This is a genomic window from uncultured Campylobacter sp. (assembly GCF_938030815.1).
Taxonomy (GTDB): Bacteria; Campylobacterota; Campylobacteria; order Campylobacterales; family Campylobacteraceae; genus Campylobacter_B.
Genome location: NZ_CALHII010000043.1, coordinates 16,376 through 40,032, shown reverse-complemented (window position 1 = coordinate 40,032; position 23,657 = coordinate 16,376). Strand labels below are relative to the sequence as shown.

General features: G+C 34.8%; 31 protein-coding genes and 1 pseudogene. 24 read left to right on the top strand and 8 right to left on the bottom strand.

Going from position 1 to position 23,657, the window contains the following annotated elements:
- The first annotated feature begins 568 nt into the window (after window positions 1–568).
- From Q0277_RS01460 to Q0277_RS01390, 15 genes and pseudogenes are all read left to right on the top strand, one after another.
- Window positions 569–916 (top strand): hypothetical protein, encoded by a 348-nt coding sequence (locus Q0277_RS01460; RefSeq protein WP_297994830.1) that lies wholly within the window; start codon window positions 569–571, stop codon window positions 914–916.
- Window positions 917–1,024: 108 nt separating this feature from the next.
- On the top strand, window positions 1,025–2,938 hold the full coding sequence (locus Q0277_RS01455) for a type IV secretory system conjugative DNA transfer family protein (protein ID WP_297994828.1): 1,914 nt from the start codon (window positions 1,025–1,027) through the stop codon (window positions 2,936–2,938).
- 10 nt (window positions 2,939–2,948) lie between these two features.
- Window positions 2,949–3,374 (top strand): cag pathogenicity island Cag12 family protein, encoded by a 426-nt coding sequence (locus Q0277_RS01450; protein WP_297994827.1) that lies wholly within the window; start codon window positions 2,949–2,951, stop codon window positions 3,372–3,374.
- 3 nt (window positions 3,375–3,377) lie between these two features.
- On the top strand, window positions 3,378–4,091 hold the full coding sequence (locus Q0277_RS01445) for a TrbM/KikA/MpfK family conjugal transfer protein (protein WP_297994824.1): 714 nt from the start codon (window positions 3,378–3,380) through the stop codon (window positions 4,089–4,091).
- Window positions 4,073–5,176 (top strand): hypothetical protein, encoded by a 1,104-nt coding sequence (locus tag Q0277_RS01440; RefSeq protein WP_297994822.1) that lies wholly within the window; start codon window positions 4,073–4,075, stop codon window positions 5,174–5,176. Before Q0277_RS01445 ends, Q0277_RS01440 begins: the two co-directional genes overlap by 19 nt.
- Before the next feature lie 28 nt (window positions 5,177–5,204).
- Entirely contained in the window at window positions 5,205–5,921 is a 717-nt protein-coding gene (locus Q0277_RS01435; RefSeq protein ID WP_297994820.1) for a hypothetical protein, read from the top strand.
- Window positions 5,922–5,957: 36 nt separating this feature from the next.
- A pseudogene (gene ssb, locus Q0277_RS01430) lies at window positions 5,958–6,142 on the top strand (single-stranded DNA-binding protein); the annotation flags it as partial.
- Window positions 6,143–6,279: 137 nt separating this feature from the next.
- Window positions 6,280–7,113, top strand: coding sequence for a hypothetical protein (locus Q0277_RS01425; RefSeq protein WP_297994818.1), 834 nt, complete (start codon window positions 6,280–6,282; stop codon window positions 7,111–7,113).
- A 94-nt stretch (window positions 7,114–7,207) separates the two neighbouring features.
- Window positions 7,208–7,486 carry a hypothetical protein gene (locus Q0277_RS01420; RefSeq protein ID WP_297994816.1) on the top strand — a complete coding sequence of 93 codons (279 nt, stop codon included), beginning with the start codon at window positions 7,208–7,210 and terminating at the stop codon, window positions 7,484–7,486.
- A complete protein-coding gene (locus Q0277_RS01415; RefSeq protein WP_297994813.1) occupies window positions 7,483–8,391 on the top strand; it encodes a zeta toxin family protein in 909 nt (302 codons plus the stop codon). The genes Q0277_RS01420 and Q0277_RS01415 overlap by 4 nt, the downstream gene beginning before the upstream one ends.
- 2 nt (window positions 8,392–8,393) lie before the next feature.
- On the top strand, window positions 8,394–8,852 hold the full coding sequence (locus Q0277_RS01410) for a lytic transglycosylase domain-containing protein (RefSeq protein ID WP_297994811.1): 459 nt from the start codon (window positions 8,394–8,396) through the stop codon (window positions 8,850–8,852).
- 67 nt (window positions 8,853–8,919) lie between these two features.
- Window positions 8,920–9,315, top strand: coding sequence for a hypothetical protein (locus Q0277_RS01405; RefSeq protein ID WP_297994809.1), 396 nt, complete (start codon window positions 8,920–8,922; stop codon window positions 9,313–9,315).
- 120 nt (window positions 9,316–9,435) lie between these two features.
- Window positions 9,436–9,885 carry a toprim domain-containing protein gene (locus tag Q0277_RS01400; protein WP_297994807.1) on the top strand — a complete coding sequence of 150 codons (450 nt, stop codon included), beginning with the start codon at window positions 9,436–9,438 and terminating at the stop codon, window positions 9,883–9,885.
- 6 nt (window positions 9,886–9,891) lie between these two features.
- A complete protein-coding gene (locus Q0277_RS01395; RefSeq protein ID WP_297882926.1) occupies window positions 9,892–10,089 on the top strand; it encodes a hypothetical protein in 198 nt (65 codons plus the stop codon).
- 338 nt (window positions 10,090–10,427) lie between these two features.
- Entirely contained in the window at window positions 10,428–11,507 is a 1,080-nt protein-coding gene (locus Q0277_RS01390) for a hypothetical protein (RefSeq protein WP_297994805.1), read from the top strand.
- 37 nt (window positions 11,508–11,544) lie between these two features.
- Here the strand turns inward: Q0277_RS01390 and Q0277_RS01385 are convergent, their stop codons facing one another.
- From Q0277_RS01385 to Q0277_RS01370, 4 genes are all read right to left on the bottom strand, one after another.
- Window positions 11,545–11,958 carry a hypothetical protein gene (locus tag Q0277_RS01385; RefSeq protein ID WP_297994802.1) on the bottom strand — a complete coding sequence of 138 codons (414 nt, stop codon included), beginning with the start codon at window positions 11,956–11,958 and terminating at the stop codon, window positions 11,545–11,547.
- Window positions 11,959–11,968: 10 nt separating this feature from the next.
- Window positions 11,969–12,535, bottom strand: coding sequence for a hypothetical protein (locus tag Q0277_RS01380; RefSeq protein ID WP_297994801.1), 567 nt, complete (start codon window positions 12,533–12,535; stop codon window positions 11,969–11,971).
- Between the two features lie 81 nt (window positions 12,536–12,616).
- Window positions 12,617–13,849 carry a MobP1 family relaxase gene (mobP1, locus tag Q0277_RS01375; protein ID WP_297994800.1) on the bottom strand — a complete coding sequence of 411 codons (1,233 nt, stop codon included), beginning with the start codon at window positions 13,847–13,849 and terminating at the stop codon, window positions 12,617–12,619.
- Window positions 13,850–13,859: 10 nt separating this feature from the next.
- The gene (locus tag Q0277_RS01370; protein WP_297994797.1) at window positions 13,860–14,399 is read right to left on the bottom strand and encodes a hypothetical protein; all 540 of its coding nucleotides are present in this window, start codon (window positions 14,397–14,399) and stop codon (window positions 13,860–13,862) included.
- A gap of 108 nt (window positions 14,400–14,507) precedes the next feature.
- Here Q0277_RS01370 and Q0277_RS01365 point away from each other — a divergent pair, with 108 nt between their 5' ends.
- Together Q0277_RS01365 and Q0277_RS01360 are read left to right on the top strand one after the other, a co-directional pair.
- Complete coding sequence (locus tag Q0277_RS01365; protein WP_297994795.1) at window positions 14,508–14,846, top strand: hypothetical protein; 339 nt, start codon at window positions 14,508–14,510, stop codon at window positions 14,844–14,846.
- A 134-nt stretch (window positions 14,847–14,980) separates the two neighbouring features.
- The gene (locus Q0277_RS01360; protein WP_297994793.1) at window positions 14,981–16,285 is read left to right on the top strand and encodes a type II restriction endonuclease subunit R; all 1,305 of its coding nucleotides are present in this window, start codon (window positions 14,981–14,983) and stop codon (window positions 16,283–16,285) included.
- Window positions 16,286–16,466: 181 nt separating this feature from the next.
- On the opposite strand, the gene Q0277_RS01355 is transcribed toward Q0277_RS01360, so the two are convergent.
- From Q0277_RS01355 to Q0277_RS01345, 3 genes are read right to left on the bottom strand one after another with little or no spacing between them, the layout of a single operon-like run.
- Window positions 16,467–17,198 carry a site-specific DNA-methyltransferase gene (locus tag Q0277_RS01355; RefSeq protein ID WP_297994790.1) on the bottom strand — a complete coding sequence of 244 codons (732 nt, stop codon included), beginning with the start codon at window positions 17,196–17,198 and terminating at the stop codon, window positions 16,467–16,469.
- On the bottom strand, window positions 17,167–17,964 hold the full coding sequence (locus Q0277_RS01350; RefSeq protein WP_297994831.1) for a site-specific DNA-methyltransferase: 798 nt from the start codon (window positions 17,962–17,964) through the stop codon (window positions 17,167–17,169). Before Q0277_RS01350 ends, Q0277_RS01355 begins: the two co-directional genes overlap by 32 nt.
- A 42-nt stretch (window positions 17,965–18,006) precedes the next feature.
- Window positions 18,007–18,249 carry a helix-turn-helix transcriptional regulator gene (locus Q0277_RS01345; RefSeq protein WP_297994789.1) on the bottom strand — a complete coding sequence of 81 codons (243 nt, stop codon included), beginning with the start codon at window positions 18,247–18,249 and terminating at the stop codon, window positions 18,007–18,009.
- A gap of 225 nt (window positions 18,250–18,474) precedes the next feature.
- Between Q0277_RS01345 and Q0277_RS01340 the strand changes: the two genes are divergently transcribed.
- The 3 genes from Q0277_RS01340 to Q0277_RS01330 all read left to right on the top strand — a co-directional run bounded on the left by Q0277_RS01340 (window position 18,475) and on the right by Q0277_RS01330 (window position 20,076).
- Window positions 18,475–19,044, top strand: a complete 570-nt coding sequence (locus Q0277_RS01340; RefSeq protein ID WP_297994786.1) for an IS1595 family transposase — start codon at window positions 18,475–18,477, stop codon at window positions 19,042–19,044.
- Between the two features lie 500 nt (window positions 19,045–19,544).
- Window positions 19,545–19,802, top strand: a complete 258-nt coding sequence (locus tag Q0277_RS01335; protein WP_297994783.1) for a ribbon-helix-helix protein, CopG family — start codon at window positions 19,545–19,547, stop codon at window positions 19,800–19,802.
- A complete protein-coding gene (locus Q0277_RS01330; protein WP_297994780.1) occupies window positions 19,786–20,076 on the top strand; it encodes a type II toxin-antitoxin system RelE/ParE family toxin in 291 nt (96 codons plus the stop codon). The genes Q0277_RS01335 and Q0277_RS01330 overlap by 17 nt, the downstream gene beginning before the upstream one ends.
- A 28-nt stretch (window positions 20,077–20,104) precedes the next feature.
- Here Q0277_RS01330 and Q0277_RS01325 read toward each other — a convergent pair whose 3' ends face one another.
- Window positions 20,105–20,479, bottom strand: a complete 375-nt coding sequence (locus Q0277_RS01325; RefSeq protein ID WP_297994777.1) for a type II toxin-antitoxin system HicB family antitoxin — start codon at window positions 20,477–20,479, stop codon at window positions 20,105–20,107.
- Between the two features lie 770 nt (window positions 20,480–21,249).
- Here Q0277_RS01325 and Q0277_RS01320 point away from each other — a divergent pair.
- The 4 genes from Q0277_RS01320 to mazF all read left to right on the top strand — a co-directional run bounded on the left by Q0277_RS01320 (window position 21,250) and on the right by mazF (window position 23,408).
- Window positions 21,250–21,771, top strand: coding sequence for a hypothetical protein (locus tag Q0277_RS01320; protein WP_297994775.1), 522 nt, complete (start codon window positions 21,250–21,252; stop codon window positions 21,769–21,771).
- Window positions 21,772–21,855: 84 nt separating this feature from the next.
- The gene (locus Q0277_RS01315; RefSeq protein WP_297994774.1) at window positions 21,856–22,611 is read left to right on the top strand and encodes a hypothetical protein; all 756 of its coding nucleotides are present in this window, start codon (window positions 21,856–21,858) and stop codon (window positions 22,609–22,611) included.
- Between the two features lie 225 nt (window positions 22,612–22,836).
- On the top strand, window positions 22,837–23,079 hold the full coding sequence (locus Q0277_RS01310) for an AbrB/MazE/SpoVT family DNA-binding domain-containing protein (RefSeq protein ID WP_297994770.1): 243 nt from the start codon (window positions 22,837–22,839) through the stop codon (window positions 23,077–23,079).
- Window positions 23,076–23,408 carry an endoribonuclease MazF gene (mazF, locus tag Q0277_RS01305; RefSeq protein ID WP_297994767.1) on the top strand — a complete coding sequence of 111 codons (333 nt, stop codon included), beginning with the start codon at window positions 23,076–23,078 and terminating at the stop codon, window positions 23,406–23,408. Before Q0277_RS01310 ends, mazF begins: the two co-directional genes overlap by 4 nt.
- The last annotated feature ends 249 nt before the right edge of the window (window positions 23,409–23,657 follow it).

Sequence of the window (23,657 nt, the reverse complement as noted above, 5' to 3'; positions counted from 1 at the left end):
ATTTGAACTAAAAAATAAAAAAATTTTTCTATTTTTCAAATAATTAAAAAATTTTAATATTTGCTAAGTTATGAAAATGTAATTATACCAATTCAATATGCTAGAATCATTTCATTACTCGTTTGGTATATTTAGTTGCTGAAAAATGTCGAAAAAAGGGACTTAAATCGACATCGCAGTGAACTAAATAGATACTCTAGAACTCTGATAGACTTAGGTTTTCGTTTTTTAATGTAAAGCAGTGTTTAATATATTAATGTGACATTACAAGATGACTGTTCCAAAGTGAGAGCTTTGGAATGACTTTTACAAGATCATGAAAAGTCGTCTGAATGTTATAGGGATATTTAAGTGCGGTTTTATGTTTAAAAGGCGGAAGGATTAAAAAAAGAGCGTCAGGTTTTGAGGTTTTAGAATGAGTAATAATCGTTACAGCTATTTAAATGACGATGGAAATGATTTCAAATCATTCAAACGACATATAAAAATCGCTGAAAAAGGGTAGGAAAGCATTGCTTTCGTTGCCTCAGACGCAAGTCTGCGGCTTTTAAACTAGGGAAAATATATTATGTCAACTAAAACCACGTACTCTTTCTTCAATCTCGGACAAACAAGAGTTCACACTAAAAGTCAAACTTCTCAATCTAATCATGCAGTAGCCGCAAGCCAAGATCATGCCGGCCATGCTCCTTCTGCATTGAACAAATTGATTTACGACCATTCTTTTGGCGGTCTGAATCTGGCAGCAGCCCTCCCTAAACAATTGAGGGGACAGGATAAAATTTTTGGTCTGCAACATACGCCCTCTGCCGATACTGCCGCAGTCAATACTTCAAAAAATACCAAACCGGCGCCGGTTGCCGACCGCAGTAAATTAACCAGCAAAGGACGTAATCGATACGGTAGTGGTGTTTAAGCGCGAAGATCTAACACCCGATAAAAAGGTGCGACATATCGTAGAGATGCTGCATGACGGCAAGCTCTATAAGCGCGATAAAGATGGAAATTTTAAGGAAGACGCGCTATGAAATTATCAAAGCCCTTGATCATTTTATTGTCTATCTACGTGCTTATAGGCACTTACTTTCTAACTGGAGTAGTAGATATAGCTTTAAATGGCAAGATCCTTAAGCTAAGCAAATACTATAACGCCAGCTTTACCTTTAAAGGGCTGATAAACGGTTATCCTAAAATTTATGAGTCGCTTGCGATAAGCTTTGCAGTCTGCGTAGCTTTTATAGCGGTAATTCTGCTGCTACCGAAGAAAGAAAAATTATATGGAGACGCTAAATTTGCCACTGCTGCCGATATTGCAAAAAGAAAACTTTACGGCAACGACGGGATCATAATCGGAAAATACAATGGTAAGCTGCTTCGCTTCCCGGGCCAGCAATTCGTATCCCTTGCCGCCGCTACGCGAGGAGGAAAGGGTGTCAGCGTCGTAATTCCGAATTTAATGGATTGGCAGCAAAGCGCTGTCGTGCAGGATATTAAACAGGAGTGCTTCGATTTTACGAGCAGGTACCGCAAAGAGGTTTTAGGCCAGGATGTTTATCTATTCAACCCTTTTTCTAGTAGAACTCATCGCTATAACCCCTTGACCTATTTTGATATAAATTCTCCCGAGGCCGATAGTACGTTAAATAGCCTTGCCAATATATTCTTTCCGCCTCCGGCATCGGGCGATCCTATATGGTCTCAGCTATCTCAAGATCTATTTATCGGTATCGCCTATCTACTAGGAGAGCTTATCTCTACACGATTGGGGATCGCCTTTTTAAATTCGAAGAAAATTGATTTGGATCTGACGTTTTACGATATTTTAAGATTCTCTATTTTAGGTTTAGATACCCAAATAGAGGAAGAAGGTAGTGATGGAGAGGTCACCAGCGTTAAGCTCAACACTCTTGATAGCAGTTATACATTTCTGGAACAATGCGGTCTTGTCAGCGATAAGGTAAAAATGCGCATGAAAGCCTATGTTGAGACTGAGGCTAAGATGAAAAATAGTGTTTTAAAATCTTTTCAAGGCCCTCTTAAGATGTTTCAATCAGATTATATGAGGTTTGCTACCAGCGGAAACGACTTTGATTTTAGAGATCTACGCAAAAAGAAAATGACGATTTATGTAGGCATTACGCCTGACAATCTACCTATTGCCAAACCTATTCTTAATGTCTTTTGGCAACAGCTATTTACCGTAAATACCAAAGAACTTCCACAAGCAAATCCGGATCTAAAGTATAAGGTGCTACTTATGATGGACGAATTTTCCGCTATAGGATATCTGTCAATTTATCTTAAATCTATTGCGTTTATAGCCGGATATAATCTGCGCAGCGTTATGATCTATCAAAACACTTCGCAGCTAGAGATAGCCCAACCCGATGGATATGGACAACACGGTGCAAAAACTCTGCTATCAAACCATGCTTGCAGAATTTATTTTGCTCCTGACACTCAAGAGGATGCGAAGGCCATAAGCGAATCGCTTGGAACCAAGACTGTCCGCAACAGATCGAAATCATTCGGCAAAGAAAGCGGCGGCGGTAGCGAAAGTGATGCCAGTAGAGCCCTTATGTTGCCGCAAGAGCTTGTGGATATGCCTTTTGAAGACGAGCTTATTCGTATTGCAGGCGGCGGCCGCTTTATAAAATGTAAAAAGGCCTTTTATTATAATGATCCGTATTTCATCGATAAATTTAAAAGTATTTCGCCTACGTTAAGAAAATCAAAACAGCCTAGTGAAGATGATTATAAGCTTGCCGCACAGCTAAGAGAAACGAGTATCGAGATCCCTGAGCAAAGTTTGGAACAAAACAAAAAAGATCGCGATGCGCGTATTGTGGCAACTTTTGAAAGAATTATCCAAGAAGACAAGGCAAAAGGAGTTGTTTATGACGATGAAGAGGAAGATTATGATGAAGAATTTGCATAAAGGAGTAAATTTGAAAAATGGTGTTATATCGTTAATAGCCGGGTCGGTCTTATTAAGCGGTTGTTCCAAACCGCCGGAGCCGGTAGTTTTAGATGGAACGGAAGCTGTTACGATAAATCAGGAGCTTATAGCGGAGCATTCTAAAAGCGTGCCTAAAGATCCTTTTTTGAAGCAGGTTGATTGGACTTACAATATGTATTTCCATAAGCAGGGCGACAGGTTTATTGCGGACGATGATGTCGTAAAAGCATTTTACCTGGCGCATAATGCCGATAGGATGATCATTATAGGAAATTCCGACATTACCGGGCAGTATAAAGAGTATTTTTTAAGAAATGGAGTGGAAGCCGATATAGAGCTTCATCCTATCTATATGGTCAATCATTCAAAAGAAAAAGTTAATGTGCTTTTTTTTCATAAAAAGACGAAAGGATAAAAGATGAAAAAGCTAAATTTGTTTTTAGTCGGTTGCATGTTTTCGGCGGTTTCTGTATTTGCCGAAGCAGCGGATCAACTCGAGTTGCTTCAGGGCGATAAAAGGCTCGCATGCGAAGCTATTTTGTGTCTAAGTAGCTCCGAAAAGCCGGCCGAATGTAAGCCTAGCTTGCATAGGTATTTTAGCATCAAAGCTAAAAAGTGGAAAAATACGCTAAAGGCAAGAAATAACTTTTTAAAGCTTTGCCCGATGGGAGAAGAAGGGGAGAAAGACGAGCAATTTACGAAGTTAAGAGATGAAATTTTGACCAACCTAAACAACCCCTGCGATGTCAAAAACTTAAATTCCAATATCGAATATACAAACGACAAAGGCAAATATCTTAATCAAAAGAATATTACGGCTAAATTTGCCAGGGTAAGTCCGAAACTGGAGGGTGCTTGCGCAGCTCTAGCAAGCTCGGCCTACACCAACATAAGGCCGAAGTACGTATGTGAGCAAACGTTTTGGCCGATAGCGGATTGGAACAGAGGCTATAGCTTAAGGCTCGTAGATAAGAATATCTACGATGCGATGAAGGCCAAAAATCCTAGCCTAGTCGAGATGATAATCGAGAAGGATGAGCTGGGCGGCGGCGATAAGTTAAAAAATCATCAGCCTAAAGTTAGATACTACGTCAAAGAGCCTATCAAAAAAGATTGTTGGGTTTTACAGTAATGCAGACGCAAGAGCCGTTCATCCCTGAGGGGATGGACGAGCCCATATTGATCAAAGACATAGAAGAGCTACCGTACGATATGAGCGACGAAGTAAACGAAATAATTCAAAATTTAGCCGAAACGGATGATATTCGGCCACAAGAAAGTGAAGATGGATTAAAGACGCAGCCCGATTTGTTTGCCTCTATGCCTATTTCACAGACCGAAACCCCCGAATTAAAAACATATATAAAAGGTGAAACGGATAAGATATTAGCGCAATTCAAAAAAATCGGAATAGTTATAGAGCGCGGCGAAAATAGGCGCGATATCGTAGATTATAGCAAAACGGTAGGCGAATTTAGACTTTTAGTACAAGAATCAGAGAATATTTGCGAAGGCCTACAGGTGCGATTTAAAAATAACGAGGAGCTATGCGCGGTTCTAAAATCGCTAAAAGATACCAATATCGCAATTAAAAACTATTTTGATACCATTATGAACTTCTTTATACAGGCTCCGTCTAAGGAGTTTTTGCAATTAACCAATCAAAATTTACTGATAAAAAGCGTTTATGCCAATATTAAAGATTTCGTAGAGAGTTACGAAAAGTTAAATTTAAAAACCAGGTTTGAGAACCAGGAAAAAGAGCTCAATGAAAATTTAAATACGATTCAAAATTTTAATAATACCATAGAAAAAAGGCTCGAAAATATCGCCTCTCAATACGATATTTTCGGCAAAAACATTATCGAAAACCAGCAAAAGCATCTACAAGGCGTAGACGAGCAGCTGGAGCTATACCACAATAAACTGACCGAGCAAAAAGAAGCAATCGAAAGATCAAAAAAATTTATTAATTGGGGGGTAAGAGGGGCAGCAATAGCTTTAGTTTTGCTTTTATTAGTAGGGGTAGGTCTTGGTGCGTTTATCTACTTTGAGAACCAAACGCTTACAAGCATGAAAGCTGATATTCAACGATTAGGTGGAGTGGATCTGATAGAAAAACAAAGCGAATTCGTATTTGAGTTCCATTCAGACGCCAAATTTGTAGATGACGGCGATACTAAGATGATAATCTTAAAAAAACAGAAAAAACTTTGAAAGGAAAATAATGGCACCTATAAAATCTATGGCCGATGATCAAGAGTTCAAGACTAGCAAGGTTTTTGTGTCAAAAACGGAGCTTCCTGACAAAAACAAAACCCTAGTGGGATTTGGGATAGACGAGGAATATGTAAATGAAGCGGGAAAGACTGTAAAGCCTACCGCTAGATCCGTAATGTCGAAACTAGCACAGATCAATGCTCTTTTAAGCGCAGTGGAATCAAAAATTCCTATCACCATAAACGCAAAAGACGAAAACAATAAGGATGTTTATCTTAAGGCCGATCTTTGGTCGCAATCCAGGATTAGCTCAAGGGGATTAGCCTATAGAGATTATAAAATGAAAATAGAGTTACAACCAGAAATCCGAAATAAGGCCGGGGAACTAATGCAAGACGCGCAAGTTCTATACGCAACAAAAAGGGAGGGTGGATACGCATTCGATAAAAACAATGATACCAGCCTCATAAATAAATTTGGTGCAATGTGCGCCAAAGGAGTTTCATACAATCTAAGCGCTCATAATAATAGTACGTTGCAAAAATATCCTAAGCTCATGCAGCTGATCGACGGGATAGAAAAATTTGCCAATGTAGAAATCGGCTATATAAAACAGCAAGGAACCATAGTTAAATCAATCGCTCCGATTAGTGTAGACAAGGACGGAACACAAAAAGAGGGCGAAAGCAAGCTTGTAGATTTGGCAAAAGGTGGTATCAGAGATATGGGGCATGAAATTTAATCCGTGATATGCCGCCTCTTAAGAGACGGCTATTTACAGACTTGTTTGATTGACATTACTTTTTGGGACGTATAGCGGAAGTCGCTAATCAATATCTCAGAAAGGGGTCGAAGATCTGCGTCTCGGGAAATTTGAAATATGAAACATGGACGGATAACAATGGGGCAAATAGATCTAAGCATTGCGTGTATGTTGCAGATATGATCATGCTTGATAGTAAGCCTAAGGCGGAACCAAACGCAAGCGGATCCCCTTTGGATTCTGGCAATCAATAAATATGCCTTGGCATAGTGTAATATGACTTAAATTATCTTACACTACTTTAATATAACGTGCAATATAAAACGAAGGATCTACTATGAGTATAAAAGAAACGGCTGAAGAAAAAACGAATTTAAAAAAGGAGGATTTTAGCGCCTTTAAAATTGCCTCTTTCGAATTAGATGAGCGCAATAAAGGAATAGGCGAGATTTTCCGATTAAACACCGATTTTAAAGGCGATGATAAAGCGATATTTCTAAGCTCCATGAAAGCTCTTAATCAACATATAGCCAAGCAGTGTAAAGAGCTGAATAAATTTTCACAAGAATTCGTAAATTTAGTATTTACAGATAACGATAAAAGCGAGAAAAAATTGCACGTTAGATTAGGTGAAGGAAGCTTTGATAGGGACTTGGATAATCTAATAGCGTTATCGAATAATGACCTTAAGCGTTCTCAAACATCAAAAGCAGCAAAAGAAAATTTTGTTGAAGAGATTGAAGAGATAGGTAACAAAAACCCCACAAAACAAAGAAGGGGCGAAGAGCATGATAAACTAAATAGCTTTTTTAACAGTAGCATATCTATTACGGAAAGCTTGGGAAATTCGATAGGCGATGAAAGCTTATCTGCATTTTTAAGCAATTTTAGAAAAACATTTCAAACTATAAATTTTAATATAAAAATTACTCCTAATGCCGCCACTAACGAAAAAGATCAAAAAGTAGACGACCTCGTTCAAACCGTTTTAGAAAAGCCGAAAAGTGTTTTGCCTGGATTTGCCGCCTCTAAAGAGACCGAGGCGGAACTACAAAAGGCACAAAAGATAGTTTCAAAAAGGGTAAAGGCTGCTTTGCCGGGATTCACTATTTCCGAAGAGAAACGAGAGCGCTCCAAAATCCGCAGCAGATCTTTGGAGCAAGAGCGTTAGTATATTACGCTAATGTGGTATAGTTCAACATATATTAAGTTACGTTAAGGTATCTTAAGATATAATATATTAATTTTAAAGAAAGGACTGCAAGATGTTTGAAGACATAAAGAAGTGGGATTATACCATGGACGGGAATGATTTTGAGGCTATGATGGAGATTGCTAAGGATATGGAGGATTGCATTTATTTAAGAATTTGCAATCTATCGCGAAGCGGCGGTCCGGATCTAAGAAACGATGAAGACTATTTGGAGCTAACGAAACTTACAGATAGAATTTATAGAGAAAAGGATAAAACTAAGGAATATTGGAAAGCCGAAATGAAAAGGTTGGGCGATAGATTAAAGATTAAGCTAGGGATAAATAAATGACCGAAATAGAGGAACTGGCGAAATTTAATGAGCAAGACGTAGATCAGATCGTTAACGATTTTTGGGATAAAAAAGTCATCGCTACTCTAAAAAGCGTAAAAAACCCTAGATTAAGTATAATAGGCGGACAGCCCGGTGCTGGAAAGAGCAATACCATAAAAGACGTAGCGGGTAATTTTAATCAAAACTGCATATCCGTAAACTACGATGATTTTAGAAAGGGGCATCCCAACGCAGCTAAAATTTATGCTTTAGACGATAAAGATAGCGGCCTATATTCGCAATTCACAAATGAGTTTATGGGTAGAGTGGGCGATAAGATATTAAATAGGGCTTTTGATAACGGCTATAACGTTATTTTAGAAAAAACGTTAAAGTCGGATAACGTAAAGGAATATATAGATCTAGCTATCAATAAGGGCTATGATATCGATATGCACATAGTTACTTGCGAAAGAAGTCTCTCTATGGATGCTGCTGAGCGCAGATTTCAAGAGGCGAAGATAGCGTACGATCAAGAGGGGGGAGCCCTTTCTCCTCCTCGCAAGATACCGCAAGAATTCCACGATCTTTGCTGCGAAAAACTGGGAGATACCGTTCAGAAGCTATCTGATACCTACGGAGATAAAATCAAGAATTTAAGGATCATTCGTCGCGATGAATCTTTCGAGCAAAAGGTAGTCTTTGACAAAAACTCGGGATATGATGTTACTAAAATAAAAGAGACTATCGATTGCCTAATATCCGGCAAGGAGCGTAAATTAAGCGATATGGAGAAAGCTCAGATCTCCGTAATGAAAAGTATCTCAAAAGGTCTATCCGGTAATAAGATAATAAATAAAAGCCGAGAGAGGGTATTTGGCAAAGAAAAGGATGGCGGCGGCGGACGTTCCTTTGAGGATTAATTGTGAAGCCACTTTATATTTTTTTATCATTGGTTATTTTTACGACTTCATCATTTGCTACAACGACATATAACAAACTTTTCATTAAATACGGCAAGCTCTATGACATTCCAGCAGAATTATTGTGGGGCATAGCAAAGACGGAATCAAATTTTAACGCCAAAGCATACAATAAGAATAAAAACGGCACTTTTGATATAGGGCTTATGCAGATAAACTCCGTTCATAAAGCCAAGCTGCTAGAGCAAAATTTAGATCTGGATGACCTATATGAGCCGGAAACCAATATTAGATTTGGAGCCAAAATTCTACGAAGCTGTATCGATATGCATGGTTTTAACTACAAAGCCCTCAATTGCTATAACGGTAAAATTGCAAACAATCCTTATAACAAAAAGGTTCTAAAAAATATCAGAGATAATAGAAGTAAAAAGAAAAAGCGAGTTTTGATAAAATTTTAAAGGAGTTGAAATGGAGCTTCATAAAGACGATACTAGAGCTATTTTGGAGTATCTAGGATAATTTAAAATGCGTGCCAGCGAGCATACAGCCTCCGCGTCCATAAACCCTAAAAATGGAATGATTAAAGACTTCGGCAGCGGCTGGGGCGGCGATATAGTGAGCTTTTACCAATACGTAAAAAATTGTTCACCCAAACAAGCTTTTAAAGATATTGCTACGATATCTAAAGAGCTTAATATTAACATACAATCAACTAAAAGCTCAACTCATAGCAATAATGAATTGAGCCAAAAACGGGAAAGTCAAAAAGAAAACAGGCTTCCGATGCTGATTACGCAATCATATATTGATAAGTTCAAACGGGAAAGAAAGGAGAATTTCTCGAGATATTGGGAACTTTTATCTAAAACTTTACCTACGTTCGACGCAGATACAAAACTATTGCTTAAAAATTTGAAATAGGCTACTCAAAGCAAGCCAATAGGCTTATTATACCTATAAAAGACGAGGCGGGACTTTGTCGCACGCTTTGGAAATATAATCCCACCCCTTATGCTTATGCCTGATGGGAATATATTAAACTTGAGCAAGTATACTTTCACTAAAAATAGGCCTCGCAAAAATTTTATTTTTAATTATAAAGACTTTAGTGAGGTTTATAGGCTAAATTTAAATGAGCCGATCTTTTTTGCGGAAGGCGAAAAAAATTGCCCAAATATGATTGCAAGTGGCTTAAGAGCAGTTTCGTTGGGTTCTGCCTCTACTAAATTAGGGGAGAAATTTATAAACGAATTTAAAGGTGCTAAAATAGTGATAGCTTATGATTATGACGATGCCGGACATCAAGGCGCGCAGGAGCTAGCACAACAGCTTACGGGAATTGCCTCAAGTATTGAAATCATAGATTGGCAGCGCATAGCTAAAAAAGCTGGCATAGTAAACAAATTGTTTGATAAATTTGATTTTACGGACTTTTTGTGCGCTGCTGCTCATGAGGGAAAGAGCAAGGAGCAAACTTTTGAAAGAGGGTAAAATAAATTGGCACTTGAAAAGAAAATTCAAATTACTATATGCCTTGAACAAGAAGAGATAGATTTTATACGATATATCACACAAAAGCGCTTTTATGATACTCGCGCCGCCTACATCAGGCGACTAATAAGAGAAGCTATGATAGAAAACGATTGGATAGAACACAAAGAGGAATTTTATTCCGAAAACAAAGAACAAAAATAGTTTATCTTAAGTTACATTGTTCTGCTTTAACTTACATTAAGTTATCGTAGAATATAATCGTGGCAAAGGAAAAATCTTTACAATATATTTTAATATTACTTTAATATTAAAAATGTTTTTTTGTATTTTTTTGCTATCATTACGCTATTTCTTTACATGGGGTAAAAAATGGCAAAAAAATATACTCAAAAAGCCTGTCCGGCGATGGCTTTTGGGAAGATGCCGCGAATTTAATCGAAACAAAAATCGATAGCATAGAAGGAGAAATCGATGAATACAATCAGTCCTCTACCTCCGATGATCGGCGAATGGTATCAAAGGGGGGAATACAATCCGCTTTGGGAAAAAATATCCGCGATGCCGAGCAGCAAGATAACGCATTATCTAATGAGCATGGACGAGACAATGAATATAGACGAGTCCTTTATGGAACAGATGCTTCAGCCGAACGTTTATCGAATGTTGCCAAAGAGATTCTACCAACGCAAATTGTCGGAGAGATGGCTCAAAGCTTTGAAAATAGCGGGATTGAGCGATATGGCGAAGCAGATAGCTCAGCCGGAACTCAATTGGGCGGCGGCAATTCAGGAGGATTTGGAGCTCAAAACCTTTTTGCAACCCCTGGCTCTGGAACTAATGGAAGCGGGCAATACTCCGAACGAAATTCTATCGATATTGGGAGTTCCTTATCACACCGGACTAAAAATGATAGCGATGTTTTGGATGGGAGATTACCAGGAGGAGCCGCTAATGAAATATTGGACAATACTTTTAAAGAGCAGTTATTTCCGGGAGAGCAAGGAGAACAAAGAGACCAAAGCGGTGTTCGAATATCTGATGAGATACGTAAAAATGGAGTATCCTTGGAGATTACTATCCGAGAAGGATTACGAGATATACAAGAGAAACAAAATCAAAGCCCGGGAGAAACTAATGGGGGCTTGGATGAATTACGAGGCAACTCCGGAGAGGATACTAGAGGATATTATGAACTTCGGCGATCCCAAGTATTGGGAAACAAAATTGTATCGCTAGGGCAAAATAACGATTTTACCGCTAAGAGCGAAATCTTAATAGCTGGGGCTAAAGATAAATTTAAAAATAATTATGAGGCCTTAAAGCTTGTAAAAGAGCTAATACAGATTAAAAAAAAGGCAAAGGCCGAAGAAAAAAATTTTACTATTACCGAGTTCGGATTGTATGAAGATGGCCGTAAAAAAGAGATTTTAAAACCATCTGCGGGAAACAGCGCTTTTCTCATATTCGGCGACAAGCAAAAAGATAATTATACTACCGTCGAGGTTGATAATTTAAGTTTCAACGCTCTTGAATTGCTTTACCCTTCGCAAGATCATTACAACATTAAATTTGAAAAATTTATCCCTAGTGATAAAGATGAAAATTGCATCACAATGTAACTTAATGTAACGTGATGCAACTTAACTTAATATATGTCTACAATTTAGTGGATTGCATAAAGTTGTCTAATACTAAATTTAAAAAATACGCTCTACTTCGATTAAACCTACCGCAACAATCATCAACATAAAAAATTTGTTCATCTGTTAGGTATATAGTGACTCTTATTTTGCCGGACTGCCTCGTAGTAGTCTTATTGGTAGGCTCGGCAGACAAATATCCATTTTTCTTAATAAACTCATCTAATATCATGCTAAAGAAATACGCCTTACTCCTATCAAATCGACTGCAGTAACCGTTAACATAAGAAATTTGTTCGCGCGTCAAATAAACAGAAACCTGCGTTTTACTATTTTGTTTTTCCTTAGCATCGGCTTTAGCAAAAGTTTTTTGTGGTGTACTTTTATTGATTTGGTTGATCGCATCTTGAATTTTAATCGGTTCTTTCATTTTGATTCTCCTATTTTGGATTTTTGATTGTTTTAAGCAGTTTAACATATTCTGCAATAAAATTAGAATAGCTGTTACGTGAAAGCACGCTATCATTATATAGTTCCATAAAGGACATTCCGTACTTTATAGCGTTATTTACAATTTTTGATTTTTTAAAGTAAAAAGTGGTAAATTTATTGAATGGCTCCTCCCCTAGCTCTTTTTTCAGCGATTTTAACTCTCTATCATCTACAAAATCCGTAGCTAAAAGCACTATATTGCTATTAAAGTCTTGAATTTCGATAATCGTTTCAGCTGTTCTTAGTAGCGAATTATAAACTGGAGTGCAGGGAATAATTACATAATCGCACTGCGATATTATTTCTAAAACTCCGGGCGCTACGAAGCCACCAAAGTCAAAAACACAATTATCGATAGATTGTACTTTATCAATAACTTTTGCTTTATCCGGATAAATTTGCTCGATGCAGCTATTATCATTGCTTTGTAAAAACAAATTTAGATCTTTCGCTACGCTAAAAGCAAAAGGTGTTTTTCCAACTCCTCCTTTTTTGTTCATTATTGCGATTTTCATTGAAAAGTCCTTTTTTAAAAGATAATGTATTTTATCACACTTTACTTTAAGTTACATTAAACTAATACAACTTAAGTTACTTTATGGTAAATTTTGCATATCTATATCCTTAAATTCTTTTTCGTAATCCTCTTTTGCTCTAATGTCTCTACCGACTTGATCTTTTGGTTGCTTTAGTATAATTTTAATATGCTTATTATTGGCAGGCTCCGAAATCTCTTTAAAAATCGTTTTACTCATCTGTATTGGTTTTAACGGTTTTTCTAAACGATTTTCTATTGAAACATCCCAAATTTTTTTATAAGTAGTTTTTTCGTAGTATTTTTTACTTTTTTTATCAAAAACATCGAATTTCAATTCTTTTTCTCCCACTATCGCAAATCTGGCAAATTCATTAGGCATTACGTTATTTTCTTTTATAACCCTCTCAAGATCGTCAGACCATATATTTATATCCTTGCCTTTGTCGGTTCGATATCGAACATAATAACTCTCTTTTTCTCTTTCATCAAAGTTATAATGCGCTTTACCAAAGCTTACAACTCTATAGTAATGAGCTTTATGTTTTGTTCCATGTTGTTTTAAAGCGTTACCCATATAAATATTTTTATTAATCTCTTTGCCACTATTTATAGAATATTTATGATAAATTTTAGTACTTGCTTCTACGCCCAATCTACGTAATTCTAAAGCAAAATTTCTACGTATATCATTCAAGTCAATTTTTCTTATATTGACTCTTTTCCCATAGTCGTCTACCGCTTTCAAGCACAAATGACAATGTGGGTTATCTGTATCGGAATGCATAGCTACTACAAAGTAATTATTCGGATATTTTTCGGCAATAGCCTTCATAGATGCTTCCTTTATTTTTTCTAGTGGGGCATTTGCATAGTCTTTCATAGAAAAAACCATGTTAAACGTTTCTCTTTTCTCTTTTTTATTCAATAAAAATAGATCGTGGGCTGTTGGAATTTCATACATAGAAGCATTAAAAGTGGCACATAGCTTATATAAATTTTCTTTACCTTTATATATCTCTCCATCGCTAGTAAAAACATTTAAAGTTCCATTTCTAGAAATATATTTTATGTGCGCCTTTAATTTATCAAAATTGCTTGATGAACTGGTAATTTTCATAACCACTTGTGGATTTGATTTTATAAAAAAATTTGATTTATTGTAACTTGTATAATATGTGGCTTTAAATTTTGTTGGGCCATCGATATATGTTCGTTGTTTTTTATCTAAATTTGTAAAGACTCGTTTAGCCCTCCACTCATCATCATCCCAGAAATTTTTTAAACGCTTCATAAAAGAAATCTTAAATCCTCGTCTTTAACACTTTAAAATATTTTTGTAATAATGCGGTTATAGAATATATTTTACCATCTAACATTTTTATCATCTTTTCAAAATTTGAAAAATTTATATTCACATTTTGATCTCTATTTCTAATAGCTGCAAGTAAGGCACTTAAATTCCGTCCGACTTTGTTTAGAGAATTTACAGCAAACGTTAAATCTTTCATCTCTATATTATTAAAGAAATTTTCTTGATACATAGAATTAAGTAATCTAAATCTAACCTCTTTTGCTACTGATTTAAATCCATGACATTCGGCTTCCTTCTTTAATAAATTTACTTCACTATCTGTTAATTTTATTCTTATTATATGTGTTTCTTTTTCTATGGGAGAGGCATCTATTCTATTAAGAATCTCTTTATCATCTCCTTCAATAATATATGATAAAATATCATTCAAGATACGATCTATGCTTTTAACTTTTGCTTTATCTTTATACCTTGATAAAAAATCATAGTTAGACTTATCTAATCTAAATGAGCGTTTTATTTTTTCCATATATATTCCTTATTGTGAGCCTCGCAGAGAATGCTTTTTTGCTATTTTTGGGTGACAAAAAGATAACAAAAAAGCTATCCTGTATTTTTAAAAATACCCGAGTATAATATGGATTTGCTTTTAATAGCATTAAAAAAAACCAATCAAATTTACTTTACAAATTTAATTTTATATTATGTTTTATTGTATGGTACATTTGCAGCTATTGTAAAACTTTCTAAAGGCATTATTACGAAAGAGCCAATACTAGCTGGCGTCAGTGATTTAGAAAACAAAAAATTTTATAAATTAAACTTATCCGATTTTATAGAAAAACCTTATCTAACTAATAATTTAAAATTTCGTTATTATATTAAAGACAAAACGAAAGCTAATAATTTTCTCTTACTCGAAAACAGAAGTGGCTTCAAATATTATGAAATAAATGGAGAAATTCCTTTTTTTTGATAGTTTATTCAATATTAAATATAAAAATTTACGGTATTATGTAACAAGTACAACCAGAATTCTCCACATCTATTGACAATTAATTTTATTTTTGCTTAAATTTTATTTTGATTTTATAAGGCAAGGAGGATGCTTTGAGCTACAGATATACGCTGCAACAACTGCATGACGATATAGTATTAGGCATTCACTCAGATGCAACAGCTTTTATTTTTGAAGCTATTCAGCGTTTGGACTATAGGGGAATTCATTTATCGCAACATAATAGATACACAAAAGACGATATAGCTGTTATGCTAAAGGCCCTTAGAGACACATTATTGAATAATAATCTATCAATGCTTCCTATAAGAACGACCGATATCTCAAAAAGACCATTAAACAACCCCGATGAAATACATTACGCAAGAATGGTAATCGAACTTTCTAATAGTCTTGATAGAATAACGCAAGATAGCTTACGTAAAAACTTTTATGTAGATATGGCAAGAATGGGGCTTATTAATAGATTTGATAAACGCGGGCAACTAAACAATCCGTTTTTAACCTCAAAAACAAAATTTGTTAATATTTCTGATTTCGGATTGCAATTTTTAGCAGAGTACGAACGAGATCCACAAAATATGTTTGAGATAAATAGACTTTGGACGCTTGCACTTAATAACTTACATAACGGATTTGAAACGCAATTTTATTCATTAATGCTAAACTTACAAGAATACAGCATAAATAGTATTAGCTATAATGAATTTGCATTCTTTGTCAGTAAAGTGAATATCTTACCTCAAGAACAAATATGTCGTCTTATAAGAGAATTTAAAAATTTATCTGTATTTCAAAGAAATACGATTACAGATAGAATAAAACGATATGCTAATCCAGGTGAAAATTTAATTTTTAGCAATCTACCCAAAACAGATTTAAGAGATTACCACAATTGGATTAATGAAGCTCAACAACTTTTTAGTTTATTAAAAGATAGCATATTGTTCAATGTGGGAGATTTTAGATATGATGAATTAAATTTAAGAGTCGGTGATTTGGGCTTGATTGATAATTATGAGAGGAGATTAAGACGATCTCGGGCTCAAAAAAGAGAATACTTTATTAGACATAATATTTTAGAAGGCAGTATAAGAAGATTGGGCTTCGAATTACATCATATTATACCATTATTATTTGCGAGGAATCATGAGGAATTTAAAGCGCTAGATGTTTGGCAGAATATGATACTTATAGATGGGTATAGTCACGCACGAATAACACAAAACGGAAGCAGAAATATTAAGTTAGAATTTAGAGATTATGATATGCTTTTCAAAGATTTTGGATTTCCTCAGCATATTGTAGAATGCATATATGACCAAAATGTAAAATATAATGTTTCTTTAAAGGGTGTTTTGGGCTCTACCAATCAATCATTATTACACTATCTATAAAAAGGAAACCAAATGGTTAGTATATCAGATTTTTACAGAATACCAATAGAATTAGAATATTTTACAACAGCTAGTTTTTTAGCAAAAATATGCTAACTCTAAATTTACAATTGCCAAATCCAACATATTGCTACAATGTATCTCAACTTTTGACCTATGACGATTTAAAAAAGCAATATTTTTAATAATTTAAATCTGTTCCGAGATAAAGTCTTTGCAGATCAGAACAAACTTTTAATCCCATACCGCTCCCGGCAAAAAGGTCTAATACAGTATCGCCCTCATTACTACTTGCTTTAACTATTCTTTCTATGAGTTCATAGGGCTTTATTGTGGGATGGGTAGGCTTAACTACTTTCCCATTTATTTTTTCTTTATGCCTTTGCGATACTATTTCCCATATATCAGTGCATAGTTTTCCGTTTGGGTTAGGGAACCATCTTTTGCCATTTTTTAAGATACCTTTAGTCTTTGCATGCTCTATACGAGCTGTGCTTCCATAAGGTATTCTTATATTATCGGCATTAAAAGTATAACTATTGCTTATTGTAAAGAATAGTATTGTTTCACTAACCGTATTGTATTTTCTTTTTGAATTTGAAAAGCCATCTTTCTTATACCAAGTAATCCAATTTCTAAAATTGACTTTATCTTGCAAATAATTGAGGAATAGTGCACAATTATACGGAGTGTTAAATATATAAAGGCTGGAGGTTGTCTTTAGTTTGGGTAAAACACAATCTATCCATCTATATGAAAAATTTAAAAACTCGTCTTGATTTTTAAAAGTATCCCAATCAGCCACTTTTAAATTATACGGAGGATCAATAATGGCTAGGTCGACACTATTATCCGGCAAAACATTTAAAAAATCAAAAACATCAAGCGAATATATTTGATTGTAATTTAGCATTTATAAGTTTCTCGTAATGTTTGTAGATTTCGTAGCCAACATATTGCCTGTTTAAAGCTTTTGCTACTTTAAGTGTTGTTCCACTACCTGCAAATGGATCTAAAACAATATCGTTTACAAAGGAAAATAACTTAATTAATCTATATGGAATAGTCTCGGGCATTATCGCAGAATGTTCGCCAAATGCGATATCTTTTTTATTGGGTATAGGGATGTCCCATATTTGCTTTGTAAAACCGGTCCACTCATCTTGCGTTAGTTTTGATTGTTCTTTTATCTCTTTCGAAACTCTCTTAGGTTTTCCATCTTTAACAAAGACAACAATAAATTCGCTAGTGTTTTGAGCATAAAAATTAGTTGGATACGGGTATGATCCGAACATAAGTTTTTTTGTAGTATTTGTTCTATTCCAAATATACAAATCCATAAGGAATAAATTGGTATTCTTTAGAATAGAATTTTGTATGTCACTATGTAAATCAAATATATGCCTATTGTAATGAGTGTTCAATTCCTTCTTTAGCATAGGCATTAAGGGAACGTTTATACATAGCTTTCCATTTGGCTCTAACACTCTTTCGCATTCTCTCCAAGTGTTCAACATCGCATCTATATAGTCGTCGTAAGAAGTAATGTTTCCAATATCATATTTGTTAATTTCTGAATGTTGTCTATCTTGCGTGCCATTACTGCTGTAATCTTTAATATTGAAATATGGAGGTGAAGTAACAACAAGCTTGACGCTATTACTATCTACTTCATCCATAGAATTTGAACTTTTATAAAAAATTTGATTCATTGTGTCTACTTAATTTTTATCCTTATTAAATTCCCATGAACGGACGACTTGAATTATATCATCATCTTTTAATAATGCAAGCATATCAAGTATGGCTTTCATTGCTATGGGTTCGTTGGTCTCTCTAAGCCATTCTATGTAAGTGCGTTCAGAAACGCTTAAACGTCTTGCCATTTCCTTTTGCGTAATAGATTGCAGCTCTCTGGCTTCTATGAGCTTGTGGATTTTATATAAAACATGAGCCAACTTCATTTCTATGCCTTCAAAATTTATTCTATAGCATAAGTATAGCTAATGTTTCTTAAAAAATATATATAATTAGAAATTTATTACATTATTATGTAGTAAAATTAAGATAAGTTTGATATATATGTATGATATGACTATAAAAATATAGGAAATAGATACGGCGCAACACTTTCTACTATCGGCCGAAGCTCGCAATCTATCTCTCTATCTCTTATTAAAATTGTAAAGATGAATGATTTTCAAGCTATCGCAACTTTTAGGCAAGTTCATTGGTTTGAAACCAATGGTAAGCCCGTGTGTTCTTGCTGCGGCAGTAGCGGCAAAATTTACTTCATAACCTCTCGCAAACAGTTTAAATGTAAGGAGTGCGCAAGTTTCTTTAGCGTTACTAACGGCACGATCTTTCACGGACATAAGTTGCCGCTTCAGACTATACTTGCCGCCATTGCGATATTCGTTAATGCCGCTAAGGGAATTTCAGCACTACAACTCTCTCGCGACTTAAACGTTCAATACAAAACCGCATGGGTATTACTTCATAAAATTCGCGAAAGCTTAATGGACTATGATAGTTCAAAACCGTTTCAAGGCGTAGTTGAAATAGACGGCGTATATGTTAACGGCTATATCCGCCCTAGAAATAGGTTAGAAAAAAGAATAGATCGTAGAAAGGCATACAAGCCTAATAAAAGAGTAGTTATATCGCTTAGGCAAAGAAACGAATTCGGTATCGGAGCAAATCGCACGAGAACTTTTATTTTAAGAAGCGAAAATCCAATAGAACTAAGTCGTGTATAGCTAGTAAATTTATCTCAAGAGGCAGCGAAGTGCATACCGATGAGAACGTGTGTTTGTGATAAAAATATTTATACCCTCAAAAAAGAAGAAGGAAATATTTTAATAACCAGGATCTACCTATCAGAGGAATCATATATAAAAGTTATGCCGACAAATCAATTTTGTCAAGTAATAGAAATAGAGCTTTCTCAAAAAATTAAAAAAATTGATTAAAAAACACGAAAATGATACTTTTCAATAACTAAAGATAAAAGATATCTATTTTTGGGCTTTTCATAAAAAGCATTCTATCAAATTTAAGTTTTCAAAGCTTAAAGTAGCTAAATTTACTTAAGAATTCGCTAAAATTTTGCTAAATTCTAGTGAATTCTTAAATTACCAAGCGAGCAGCAAAAATCAAAAATATAAAGTAATATAGATAAAAGTATTCCAATTAGTATTGACTTTTATCCTACTTTATTATATACTAATTTTTAAGGAAGAGGACGAACGCAATGACAATGGACAAAAGCAAATCGATGACAAATACGGCAACAAATGCTGTAAAGATAAGTATTACGCTAAATACTTATCTAAAGGAAGAGGTGGATGATATTTCACAAGAACTTGGGAAAAGTAGAAGCGGCATTATTGCCGATGCTTTGGAATATTATCTTGATTATATTGACTTGTGCTTAGCAGAAAAAAGGTTGAATGACGGGTCTAAATTTATCTCTGCTGAAGAGATGGAGAGGCTGGTAGATGAGATGGCGGACTGAATACAACGAACAGGTTTTAAAAGAGCTTGCCCGCTTAGATAAAGTTGATGCAAAGATGATATTAAGTTCAATACAAGAATTCGCAGATCGTTTTTCACCGGAGTATGAAAAATCGCTCATGGCTAGCGGTAAGATTAAAAAGCTAAAGTCCAAAAGAAACTTATACCGGCTTAGGTTTAGAGTATTCAGGGTCATCTATTGCAAGGAAAACGAGCAGTTAAAAATACTCGTTATCAGGATAGGGCATAGAAAAGATGTCTATGAAAATCTTTAAAAAACTACAAAATAAACTATATTAAGGCTTATAGTAAATTTTGTATATAGTTTTTCGCAGAGATAGTCAAAAATGCTGAACGGGAAATTCCAAGTTGTTTTGCAGCATCGTCTATTTCGTGCATAATATTTTCTTTCATTGTAATCGCATAGTTTTTAGTCTTATCTTCGATTGATGAATGCGGCTCCTTGATTTTCTCGCCGTCCTTTAGCATCTCAACTAAAGCACACTCAAAAGCTTCTTTTAGATCCGCGATAGCTTCCGCTTCATTTTCACCAGTGCCTTTAATAAATTTATACTCTTTGTAGTATGCGTAGTAGTAATATGTGTCGTCGAAATTCCTATCCCGCACAACAATTGCCTCGTATGGCAAATTCAGATAATAATTTAAATCTTTTTTCATTTTATTTTCCTTTCAACTCTTCGTAAATTTTGAGTGTGTCTTTAACATAGCAAATTTTCATCGGTTTTTGGCGCGGAAGCGTTTGCGTCGGTGCGCCTTTCATACGATAAACAAAATGCGAACCGCCGCTGTTTCTGCGCTCATATCCAAAATAGGTTAGAATTTTGTCCAAATCATCAAAACTTGCATTTTGAGGACTCGTTTTTAACTTATTAATTAATTTCTCTATGCTTGAAATTTCTAGCCTTCCTTTTTAATCTTTGATAATTATACTATATATATGTTTAGTATATACTTAATATATGAATTATATAGCTTGAGTTCTAAAATCTTATAAATTCGATAATGATATTTAAATTATGTAAATAATACATATTTCACCTTGTTTCCTGTCTACTTTATGTTTTTTAATAAATATTTAAGTAAATGATGTATATGATGCTCCTATCAAAAAAAAGAAAGATATAACACTTAAAGAGGTATCGCAAATTACGGGTATTCCTTACAATACTCTGCTTAGTTAGAATTCATCAAAAGATGGAAGCTATCGCCGAAATTTGGCGCGGTTTCTAAGAAGCTGTGATCGTGCTACGCTTGAAAAGTATTTCGTCAAAGCCTCGTCCAATATGGTAGTTGAAGACGGAGATTGTGTGGTTGTTAAGAAAAATGGATGTTATGTTGTAGGTATTTATCCTACTGATGGAGAAGTTATATCCATTATAGAAAAAGCAAAGTAATACCATATTTAAATATTTAAGAAGGAGTAAAATATGACATTATTGGATGTTATGGAAGTAGAAACGGCGAAAAATTATAGTTTTTTAGATGAAAAATTTCAATCTCCGCCCAAAGAAATAGAGGATAGGTTACAAATTCCCACCAAAAGAGTAAAAAACTATCTTATTGATGTTGATGATATTATTGGGACTTATCATTCCGATTATCAAAATATTGATTTTAGAAAAGTATGCGAACATTTAAAAAGAAGTTGTGAGTTTAAAGAACACGACGTAGATGACGAGAATTTTTTAAAAGAATTATACGACAAAAAAGACCCTAGTAAAAATTATGCCTGGGAGCTGATTATATATAATGGAAAGGGCTATATTGTAAATGGACACCACAGAACGGTATTGGCGAAATTATTAGCAAAATGCGGAAAAATACCTAGTAAAATTTATGTGCCAGTAGTATTTATAGTGGATTTATCATCCTATGAGGGAGATGATAAATGTGAAGAAATGCGTGCTAGGCGACTTAAAGATTTTGAAAGGGCAATGAGTAATGGTTAAAATTCTTAAAGACATTGAGAAAGAAATAAAAATATATAGAGCTTCGGTAGAAGTGCTAAAATATGATATTAGAAAGGATAGAAAATGTTTAAAACAATACGATTAGGAATGAAAATAGACAAGGATATTAAGAGAGGAATATACTACCTTATGTTATTATTTCTTGCTTTGATATTTTATTCTTTTTTTGTGATGATTATTTATGGCGATGCTGACTACGGTGTAATACTTGGTATAGCTGTAATAGTCGTTCTTGGTTTACCAACCTTTGGTATTTTTTGGGCTATTATTCGTAGGGCAAAAAATGCTATCTTTAGGCGTTTTTGCGAAATAGCTACCGATGAGAACTATAAGCATCTTGTCGATAAAATTTATGCTTTAAAGCGCGAAAAAAGAGAAGAAGAGCGTATTGATGATTATAAGTATTTAACAAAAGAGCAATTTGGGCCCATAGTAGATTTTGTGTATGATAATTTTTTGAAATCTAAGGAAAAAGCATTAGATTTAAAGAATGAAATAAATGATTACGAAATAACTTCAAGCAAGCATAATCCTGGTTTAATCGCGGATGACCCAAATTATAGGCCTGTGGGATATGACCCGGTGGATGGATGGGAAATATGGGTTGGGGGCGAATATGGAACTATAATTACTCTAAAAACTCGAATAACGAGAAAAAATAGAAAAGAGCTTGTTTGTGAAATCAACGAGGAGCTAAGAAAAGAGATAGGTTATGACCCATCTCTCCACGAAGGTGCCAATCACATAGAATTTAAAAATAAAAATAATAACATTTTGTATGTGATAGATTGGCGTTTTGCCTCAAATGATAAGAAGTAAAATTAAGTGCTGGGTTTACAATCCCTATGGAATTTGTAAAATTTCTTTCTACTAGTCCATTCTTTTTTACTGATGGGGTTTTGGGGCAAAGCCTCATTTTAAAATTTTTAGGAAATTCTCAACTTTAGCCGTCTGATCTATTTTGTTTCGCATTTTATATGTTTAAAGTTATTATAAGATTATACAATGTATAATTACTAAAATTTTGAAGTATTCGGATAAGTAATGCAAGTAGTCTTAAATAAATGGGGAAATAGCGTAGGTCTCAGGATGCCAAACTCTATTTTGCAGGAGCTGGGTATTAAACCGGGGCATCATGTAAATATTAAAGTTGAGAGCGGTAAAGCTATTATAGAACCCGTCAAAACGAAAGAGCAGGATTTAATGGCGCTTTTGAATATGATTACGAAAGAAAACTTGCATGGAGAAATCTCTACCGGTATTGCGGTAGGCAAGGAAAATGTATGAACTATATTCCGGATACAGGAGATGTAGCGTGGATTGATTTTAATCCACAGGCAGGACACGAACAGGCTAAACGTAGGCCGGCAGTCGTTTTAACACCAAAAGCCTATAATGAAAAAACCGGCTTGCTTATATGCGTGCCCTTGAGCACGAAAATAAAAGGCTACCCTTTTGAAATATCGATTAAAGGGGAAAAAGAGAGCATAGCCCTGAGCGACCAAGTAAAAAGCCTTGATTGGAACGCTAGGAGAGCCGAATACAAAGCCAAAGTCTCGCAAAATGAGCTGGAGGAAATAAAAATAAAGTTGGCTCTACTGATAGGGATTTCATAGATTATTTTTACAATATTATACTATATATATTTAACATGTGCTTAATATATAACTATAGCTTAGGTCGCAAAATTTTACAAAATCAAGAATGTTTTAAGTTTTTCCCCTTTTCTCACCTATAGAACAGCGGTAAAATTAAAAAACTGAACTCTAAAATAAATTTACACCGACGTAGCCTTATAACATCTAGAGTTAATTAGATTAGGATATAAAAATCTTTAGAAAAAGTGAACGCGGGTGTTGACTAGG